Source organism: Methylobacter sp. (assembly GCF_004322395.1).
Lineage (GTDB): Bacteria > Pseudomonadota > Gammaproteobacteria > Methylococcales > Methylomonadaceae > Methylobacter_A.
In genome coordinates this window covers 1-7,695 of record NZ_SCTW01000054.1, presented here as the reverse complement: position 1 = coordinate 7,695, position 7,695 = coordinate 1, and the positions used below count along the sequence as shown (strand labels likewise).

Sequence of the window (7,695 nt, the reverse complement as noted above, 5' to 3'; positions counted from 1 at the left end):
GAGGGACGCCGTCTTTTTTCGGAGAAATAGTTGATAAAGTCGTTTATGGCGAATCGGTGGAACTCGTTAGAGAGCAGGGACCATGGCGTATGGTCAATACCCAAAGAAAGCCGGGCTGGATTCATCAGTCTGCGGTATCGGAATCTAAAGTTGATTTGGTGCCGGGCAGTGATATTAATGAAGGCGCAAACGGTAAAGAAATCGCTTTGGCCGGTAAAGGATTTAATGCGGATGTGGAAAATGCCTACAAAGCGGGGCATCAGCAGGTAAGTTTTGTTTGGGTGGATAACATGGAAAAATTCACGGTCAACAATGCGGATATTGAGCAGTTTATTAAACAGGGTGGATTGCGGGGAGCAGGATTATGATGCGCTCATTATTAGTAGCATTGCTGGCGCTCGGTTTGATGAGTTGTGCCGATATGAATAAGGTGGTCGGCGGCGTGGCTTCGGTTGCCGGTGCTTCAGGGTTGGTTCCATACGGTGATTACATCGGCTCCGCAGCCCGGGCCTCCACGGCTGTTGCAAAAACGATGGAAGATATTACTCCGTCGCAGGAGTATTACATCGGCAGAACTGTGAGCGCAAGTATTGTCAGTCGTTATCCTGTGAAAGACAATCCGGCTGCCAATAATTATCTTAACTTGCTGGGGCAGGTTCTGGTTATGGCGTCTGAAAAGCCGTCAACTTTTAAAGGCTACCATTTCTTGTTGCTGGATACTGACGAGGTCGTTGCTTTTGCGGCGCCGAGCGGTTTTGTTTTTGTTTCCAAAGGCATGGTCAAGCTTTGTAAAAATGAAGACGATCTGGCTGCGGTACTGGCTCATGAAATAGGCCATGTACAAAAATCGCATGCACTTGCAGCTATTTCGACCAGCCGCATCACTTCAGCATTGACCGTTATTGCTTCGGAAGGCGCTCAGCAGGCGGTGGGTGGTTATGTGGGGGAATTAACCCGGTTATTTGAAGGCAGTATTGACGATATTACCCAAACGCTGGTTAATAGCGGCTATGCGCGCGGACAGGAAAATGAAGCGGATGCTGCCGCGATTAAAATCATGCAACGCGTCGGTTATGATCCGAATGCATTAATTCGGGTTTTGGAAACGATGAAAGTTAAGGTTCAGCCTGGATCGACCGGTTTCGTCTCCACTCATCCTGCCCCGGATGACCGGATCGCCGATATTAGACCGTTGTTGCCGCAAACTTTGTTAGCGTTAGCTGCAAATGCTAATCGCGATAAACGCTTTGGCGAGATGTTGAAGATGCTTTAAATTTTTACGCTCTTGTTGTCGGGTTTACCCAATAACATTGACTTAGGCAGTTGCTGAGGGGAATAAAATAAGTAAAAACTTGTTTTTATCCCCTCATCCCTACCTTTTTCCTGAGAAAGAAGTAGCGCATGTTCCAAAGTCAATAATATTCAAGGTTTATCCGTTGGACTTAAGAGCGTAACGTCCCCCGATTACGACTAATTAACTGCATGGACTTAACTACACGCATGAAATTGCGTTCTGCGGTGATTACCGGCTTGACAGCGGTATTGCTAGCCCAGATATTGCAATCAACTAAACTCCTCGATCAATGGGAATACACTACTTGGTCTTGGAGGGAGAAATCACTGGCGCAACCTTCCGTTTATACCAAAGATATTAAAATCATCCTGCTGGATCAGGCGAGCCTGGACTGGGGCGCATCTGTAAACGGCTTATCCTGGCCTTGGCCGCGCGAAGCATACGTGCCGATTATCCGGTTTATGCAGCGGGCCGGCGCTAAAATAATTGCTTTCGATGTGTTGTATACCGAAGCGTCGATTTACGGCGTTGAAGACGATCAGGTGTTTGCAAGCGCGATAGCTGACAATAAGGTCGTGTTGCCGGTTTTTTTAGGCGAGCAAAGCAAGCAAAAGGCAAGCTGGCCAGCTACTGTTACACCCGGTTCAATCAAGGTACAGGGACTGGAGCAATGGCAAAAACAGGCGGATACGAGTGCAATGAATAAAACTCACGCCACTTTTCCGATTGACCGATTAGCCAATGCCGCTCGCCTGCTTTCCCATGCCGATGAACAACCCGATTCCGACGGCGTGTTCAGGCGAGCTTCATTATTTCGTGTTTTTGATCAGCAAATAATCCCCTCGATGGGTTTGGCGGCATTGTTATTGGGCAAGCAAGACAGAACATTGAGTTATGACGGCTTGTTACATTACCAGGATAAAAGCATCCCGACCGACGATAAGGGGCAGTTAGTTTTAAAGTTTCGCGGCGATTCAGGTACACATCAGTCTTTTAGTGCGGCGGCCATTATCCAGTCCGAATTGCATTTGCAGGCGGGCGAGAAAAGCGCAATCGATCCTGCGCTGTTTAAGGATAAGTATGTGTTTTTCGGGTTTAGCGCGCCGGGCTTAAAGGATTTGCGATCGACGCCTGTTAGCGGCGATTATCCGGGAGTGGAAGTTCATGCGACGATGCTGGACAACCTGTTGGCGGGTGATGCAATCAAAACATTTCCGGCATGGTTGGCCTTTTGTATTGCTTTGGTTCTTTCCAGTTCGGCAAGTTATTTGTTGATTCACAGCAAGCGCATGCTGGGCCTTGTACTGGGGTTTGTATTATTTACGCCGTTATCGTTGTTGATCGGCTTTGCGGCGTATTCCTACAGTTACGATTGGCCGGTATTGTTTGTGGAAACGGCGGTTATTTTGGCGCTGGTTAATTCGGTTATTTTAAAATATCTGACTGAAGGCCGGAAAAAGCGCGCTATAGAAACTATGTTTCAACGTTATTTAAGCAAGGAATATATTGAGTTACTTAAGAAAAACCCTGCGCTGTTAAAATTAGGGGGCGAAACGCGCGAGCTAAGTATCTTTTTTTCAGATATACAGGGTTTTACCACAATTTCCGAAAAACTAACGCCGGAACAGCTGGTGCATTTTTTGAACAGCTATTTAACCGACATGACCGATATTATTACCGACGAAGGCGGTACTTTGGATAAGTACGAAGGCGATGCCATTATCGCATTTACCAATGCGCCGTTAACCCAGGAAGATCACGCAGTGCGGATGTGCCGGAGCGTTTTAAAATGCCAGCGCAAATTGACAGAGCGGCGAGAAGAGTTTTTTCAACAAACCGGCGCATGGATTTATAACCGTATCGGCATTCATAGCGGCAAGGTGGTGGTCGGCAATTTCGGTTCAAAAACCCGTTTTAACTATACCATGTTGGGCGATGCGGCCAATTTGGCCGCGAGATTGGAGGGCGCCAATAAGTTTTTCGGCACTTATACAATGATTTCCGAAGCGACCAAACAGCAGACCGGTGATGCCTTTCTCTGGCGTGAAACCGGGACCATCAGGGTAGTGGGAAGAAATACGCCGGTAACCGTTTATGAATTGCTGGGTTTTAAAGGTGAAGCCTTGCCGTCGGCGATACAGACATTTAATCAGGGCCAGGTTTTGTATAAGCAGGGTGAGTTGGCGGCAGCAGCAGCTGTTTTTACAAAGTTACCGGATGATCCGGTCGCAAATGTGTATTTGCAACGCTGTCTTGCCGAGAAGGATGTGGCTGGTTCTGATTGGGATAGCGTTTGGGTGCTAAATGAAAAATAGTATCGCCAGGGATGGTGTGTATGCCGCAAGCCAGTCGGGAACTGGCACGGCGGAGGCGGACGATGCACTGAATTATCTGGATGTTTGTATCGCCAGTCAGCAATTGACACTTTATAAGTATGGAAATCCAGTGAAAATTTATCCCGTTTCTACCGCAAAAAAAGGTGCGGGTGAGCAGATGGGCAGCGAATGCACGCCTACCGGTTGGCATAAAATCAGGGCAAAAATTGGTGCGGGTCAGTTTTTAAACTCGGTGTTTGTCGGCAGACGCGCTACGGGTGAAATATACAGTGCTGAACTAGGCAGACAAAATCCGCAGCGCGACTGGATATTGACTCGTATCTTGTGGCTAAGCGGACTCGAGCCGGGCAAAAATCGTTACGGCAAAGTCGATACTGCTTGGCGATATATTTATATCCACGGTTGTCCCGATGACTTAATGAACGGTAATCCAGAGTCGCACGGCTGTATTCGGATGAAAAACGCCGATGTGTTGGACTTGTTTAATAGGATTGAGGTTGGGGTTAAGGTTTATATTCATGAGTAATAGTTTGTTTGTAATAGGATTTGAATGACGCGTATTGTTTTAGGCATCGAATACGATGGCAGCGGCTTTTCAGGCTGGCAGTGGCAAACCGAGCAACGCAGTGTTCAGCAGGTGCTGGAGCGGGCTCTGTCGAAAGTCGCCGATCACAAGGTTACCGTGCAGTGCGCCGGAAGAACCGATACCGGCGTGCATGCGCTTGAACAGGTCGTGCATTTTGACGCAAAAGTAGAGCGCGAACTCCATACCTGGAAGTTAGGCGGCAACAGTAATCTGCCGGATGATGTCAGAATCACTTGGGTAACGCAGGCGGTTGGCGATTTCCACGCCAGGTACAGCGCTATTGCCCGTTTTTATCGCTACGTTATTCTTAACCGGCCTATTAAATCTGCGTTATTAAGAAATCAGGTGACTTGGCGGCCGAGCCCTCTGGATGCCGATAAGATGCATCAGGCTGCGCAACATCTGATTGGGAAACATGATTTTTCGACGTTCAGAGCGCAAGGTTGCCAGTCTAAAAGTCCTTGCCGGGAGATATATTTTATTGATGTTTATCGGGACGGAGATAAGGTCATCATGGATATTTCCGCCAACGCTTTTTTGCACCACATGGTTAGGAATATTGCCGGAGTATTGATGGATATAGGTGCCGGAAAGCAACAGATGAACTGGACGCAAGAGCTGCTTGAGGTTAAAAGCCGGAAGTTGGGTGGCGTCACTGCGCCGCCGGACGGCTTGTATTTGGGTGCGGTTTATTATCCCGAGCATTACGGTATTGCTAAACATCCCGTGTTTGAAAAGTTGCCGGTTGATGCCAGACGACATGATTAACTTTTGCAACGCCTTTTAGTTATTTGCAATTGGCTAAATATCAAGTAGATTATCTTCTTTGTAAACAATAACGATGGTTGATATGAATAATTTTTTGTCTTTTCAAATTCATGGAGGGGCCGATCACGGCGGCGGTGTTGCTGAAGGCGTGGCAAGTCTGTTGGCTTTTTTTGAAGGACTCACAGCTCACGATTCACCGGGTATTGTTCCGACATTAATGCCCGGTATTTCCAATATGGATAATATTCATCCTTTGTTGGTACATTTCCCGGTTGCATTTTTATCGGCTTTTTTTGCTTTGGATCTGGTCGGTACGCTGGCTAAAAAATCGCAATGCCGCAATGTCGCCAGCTGGTTGTTGTATTTAGGCACCATAGCCGCCGTATTTACTGTAATGGCCGGTTTTATGGCCGCAAATTCCGTAGCGCATGGGGAGGAAGTTCATGCCATTATGGAGCGGCATGAGCATTTCGGCATATCAGTGCTTTCTTTGACAATTTTATTGTCGGCTTGGCGCTTGAAGAGTGGCGGAGTCATTCAGGGCGGTGCTAACAGTTTTTTCCTGATGTTAGCGACGTTGCTTTGTGTGCTGATGATGTTGGGTGCTGATTTAGGCGGTTTGATGGTTTATAAATATGGGGTGGCCGTTAAAGCTGCTCAAGTTCAGGATGTTGGGGTTCATGAGCATGTTCATGAACACGAGCATTAAATAAATAATCTGAGGCAGTTATGCTGCTCAAATTTAAAGGTATTTTAAATTTTGGGTTGATATTGCAAACTCAGCCTCGCTTATTTTTTTGTGTTGTTGGACACAAGGCCGATTTTATCTCGGCCTTTTTTGTTGAGGCGGTTGCAAAATTAATGACGATTACCAGCAAACCATATTGCTATTTTATGTTATTCTACGCGGCTAGCTTTTTTTGTTAAATTCTCATATCACTTTATGCGAACTCGCGTTAAAATTTGCGGTTTTACCCGTGTCGAGGATGCTGTTTGTGCAGCCCGGTTAGGCGTGGATGCAATCGGTTTGGTGTTTTATCCGCCCAGTCCGAGAAATATTGATATTGAGCAAGCAGTTAAAATTGTTAATGCATTGCCTGCGTTTGTCTCGGTCATCGCTTTGTTTGTCGATGAGCAGGAGTCACAGATACGCAAGGTTTTGGAGCAGGTATCTATAGATTGCCTGCAATTTCATGGAGACGAACCTGCTGACGCTTGCAGGCTTTATGGCAAGCCTTATATGAAGGCTGTCAGAATGCAAAAAAGCATTGATATTCCTGGCTTGGCTCTACAATATCACGATGCGGCAGGATTGTTGCTGGATGCTTATCATCCGGGAGCAAAGGGCGGTACCGGCAGTCGGTTCGACTGGGAATTGATTCCTGAACAGTGCGCCTTGCCTATCATATTGGCCGGTGGCCTGGACGAAAATAATGCCAGACAGGCGGTGCAGACAGTAAGACCTTATGCGCTGGATGTCAGCAGCGGTGTGGAAGCGGAAAAAGGTGTTAAGGATGCGCTAAAAATGGCGGCATTCATACGTGAAGTTAATGAGGGTGACAGAATAATATGACAGAAAAATATAATATGCCCGATGAGCGGGGGCACTTTGGCCCTTACGGCGGAATGTTCGTCGCAGAAACATTGATGCTACCGATTCAGGAATTGAATGCCGCTTATCAGCAGTATTTAGATGATCCTGAGTTTATAGCCGAATTGGATGCTGATTTAAAGTATTACGTAGGACGGCCGTCGCCGTTATACCATGCCGAACGCTGGAGTCGTGAACTGGGTGGTGCGCAGATTTATCTAAAACGCGAAGACCTGAATCATACCGGCGCACATAAAATAAATAACACGATCGGCCAGGCTTTGTTGGCCAAACGCATGGGCAAGACGCGTATTATTGCCGAAACCGGAGCCGGTCAGCATGGTGTTGCGACGGCGACGGTTGCTGCAAGGCTGGGATTGGAGTGCGTAATTTATATGGGTGCTGTCGATGTTGCCCGACAGTCTTTAAATGTGTATCGGATGAAATTGCTGGGCGCGAAAGTCGTCGCCGTTGAATCCGGTTCAAAAACTTTAAAAGATGCGTTGAATGAAGCGCTCAGAGATTGGGTCACCAATGTCGATAATACCTTTTATATTATCGGTACAGTAGCAGGTCCTCATCCTTATCCTGCGATGGTCAGGGATTTTCAGGCCATCATCGGTCGTGAAGCAAGGCAGCAATGTCTTGACCAAGCCGGGTGCTTGCCTGATGCACTGGTTGCCTGCGTTGGCGGCGGATCGAATGCAATTGGCTTGTTTTATCCTTTTATTGATGATCGTTCGGTAAAAATGATCGGTGTAGAAGCGGCCGGCGACGGCGTCGAAACAGGCCGTCATTCCGCACCTTTATGCGCAGGCCGTCCCGGCGTATTGCATGGCAACCGGACTTATCTGATGGAAGATGATGACGGTGAAATCATTGAGACACACTCCATTTCAGCTGGCCTTGATTATCCGGGCGTGGGCCCTGAGCATGCCTGGTTGAAAGATACCGGCAGGGCTCAATATGTCAATATTACCGATACTGAAGCGCTGGAAGGTTTTCATGCCTTGACCCGGATGGAAGGTATTATTCCGGCACTGGAATCGAGCCATGCGATGGCTTACACCATGAAGCTTGCGCCAACTATGAAAAAAGATGAAATTATAATTGTCTGCCT

The 7,695-nt window shown here is 47.4% G+C and carries 8 protein-coding genes; all 8 read left to right on the top strand.

The window, feature by feature from the left end:
- Positions 1-368, top strand: a 368-nt coding sequence (locus tag EPO18_RS08280) for a hypothetical protein (protein ID WP_292432888.1), incomplete at its 5' end; no start/stop codon positions are given.
- Positions 365-1,273, top strand: coding sequence for a M48 family metalloprotease (locus tag EPO18_RS08275; RefSeq protein WP_292432886.1), 909 nt, complete (start codon positions 365-367; stop codon positions 1,271-1,273). The genes EPO18_RS08280 and EPO18_RS08275, both read left to right, overlap by 4 nt.
- Before the next feature lie 209 nt (positions 1,274-1,482).
- Complete coding sequence (locus tag EPO18_RS08270; RefSeq protein WP_292432884.1) at positions 1,483-3,609, top strand: CHASE2 domain-containing protein; 2,127 nt, start codon at positions 1,483-1,485, stop codon at positions 3,607-3,609.
- Complete coding sequence (locus tag EPO18_RS08265; RefSeq protein WP_292432883.1) at positions 3,599-4,156, top strand: L,D-transpeptidase; 558 nt, start codon at positions 3,599-3,601, stop codon at positions 4,154-4,156. Before EPO18_RS08270 ends, EPO18_RS08265 begins: the two co-directional genes overlap by 11 nt.
- 24 nt (positions 4,157-4,180) lie before the next feature.
- A complete protein-coding gene (gene truA / locus EPO18_RS08260) occupies positions 4,181-4,984 on the top strand; it encodes a tRNA pseudouridine(38-40) synthase TruA (protein WP_292432881.1) in 804 nt (267 codons plus the stop codon).
- A gap of 82 nt (positions 4,985-5,066) precedes the next feature.
- Complete coding sequence (locus EPO18_RS08255; protein ID WP_292432880.1) at positions 5,067-5,693, top strand: DUF2231 domain-containing protein; 627 nt, start codon at positions 5,067-5,069, stop codon at positions 5,691-5,693.
- A gap of 234 nt (positions 5,694-5,927) precedes the next feature.
- Positions 5,928-6,557, top strand: coding sequence for a phosphoribosylanthranilate isomerase (locus EPO18_RS08250; protein WP_292432879.1), 630 nt, complete (start codon positions 5,928-5,930; stop codon positions 6,555-6,557).
- The coding region (gene trpB / locus EPO18_RS08245) for a tryptophan synthase subunit beta (protein WP_292432878.1) at positions 6,554-7,695 on the top strand (1,142 nt) is incomplete at its 3' end. The genes EPO18_RS08250 and trpB, both read left to right, overlap by 4 nt.

Bases quoted from the DNA above. Each gene is read 5' to 3' on its own strand.
- EPO18_RS08275 (WP_292432886.1), top strand. From the start codon at position 365: ATGATGCGCTCATTATTAGTAGCATTGCTGGCGCTCGGTTTGATGAGT.
- EPO18_RS08270 (WP_292432884.1), top strand. From the start codon at position 1,483: ATGGACTTAACTACACGCATGAAATTGCGTTCTGCGGTGATTACCGGC.
- EPO18_RS08265 (WP_292432883.1), top strand. From the start codon at position 3,599: ATGAAAAATAGTATCGCCAGGGATGGTGTGTATGCCGCAAGCCAGTCG.
- truA (WP_292432881.1), top strand. From the start codon at position 4,181: ATGACGCGTATTGTTTTAGGCATCGAATACGATGGCAGCGGCTTTTCA.
- EPO18_RS08255 (WP_292432880.1), top strand. From the start codon at position 5,067: ATGAATAATTTTTTGTCTTTTCAAATTCATGGAGGGGCCGATCACGGC.
- EPO18_RS08250 (WP_292432879.1), top strand. From the start codon at position 5,928: ATGCGAACTCGCGTTAAAATTTGCGGTTTTACCCGTGTCGAGGATGCT.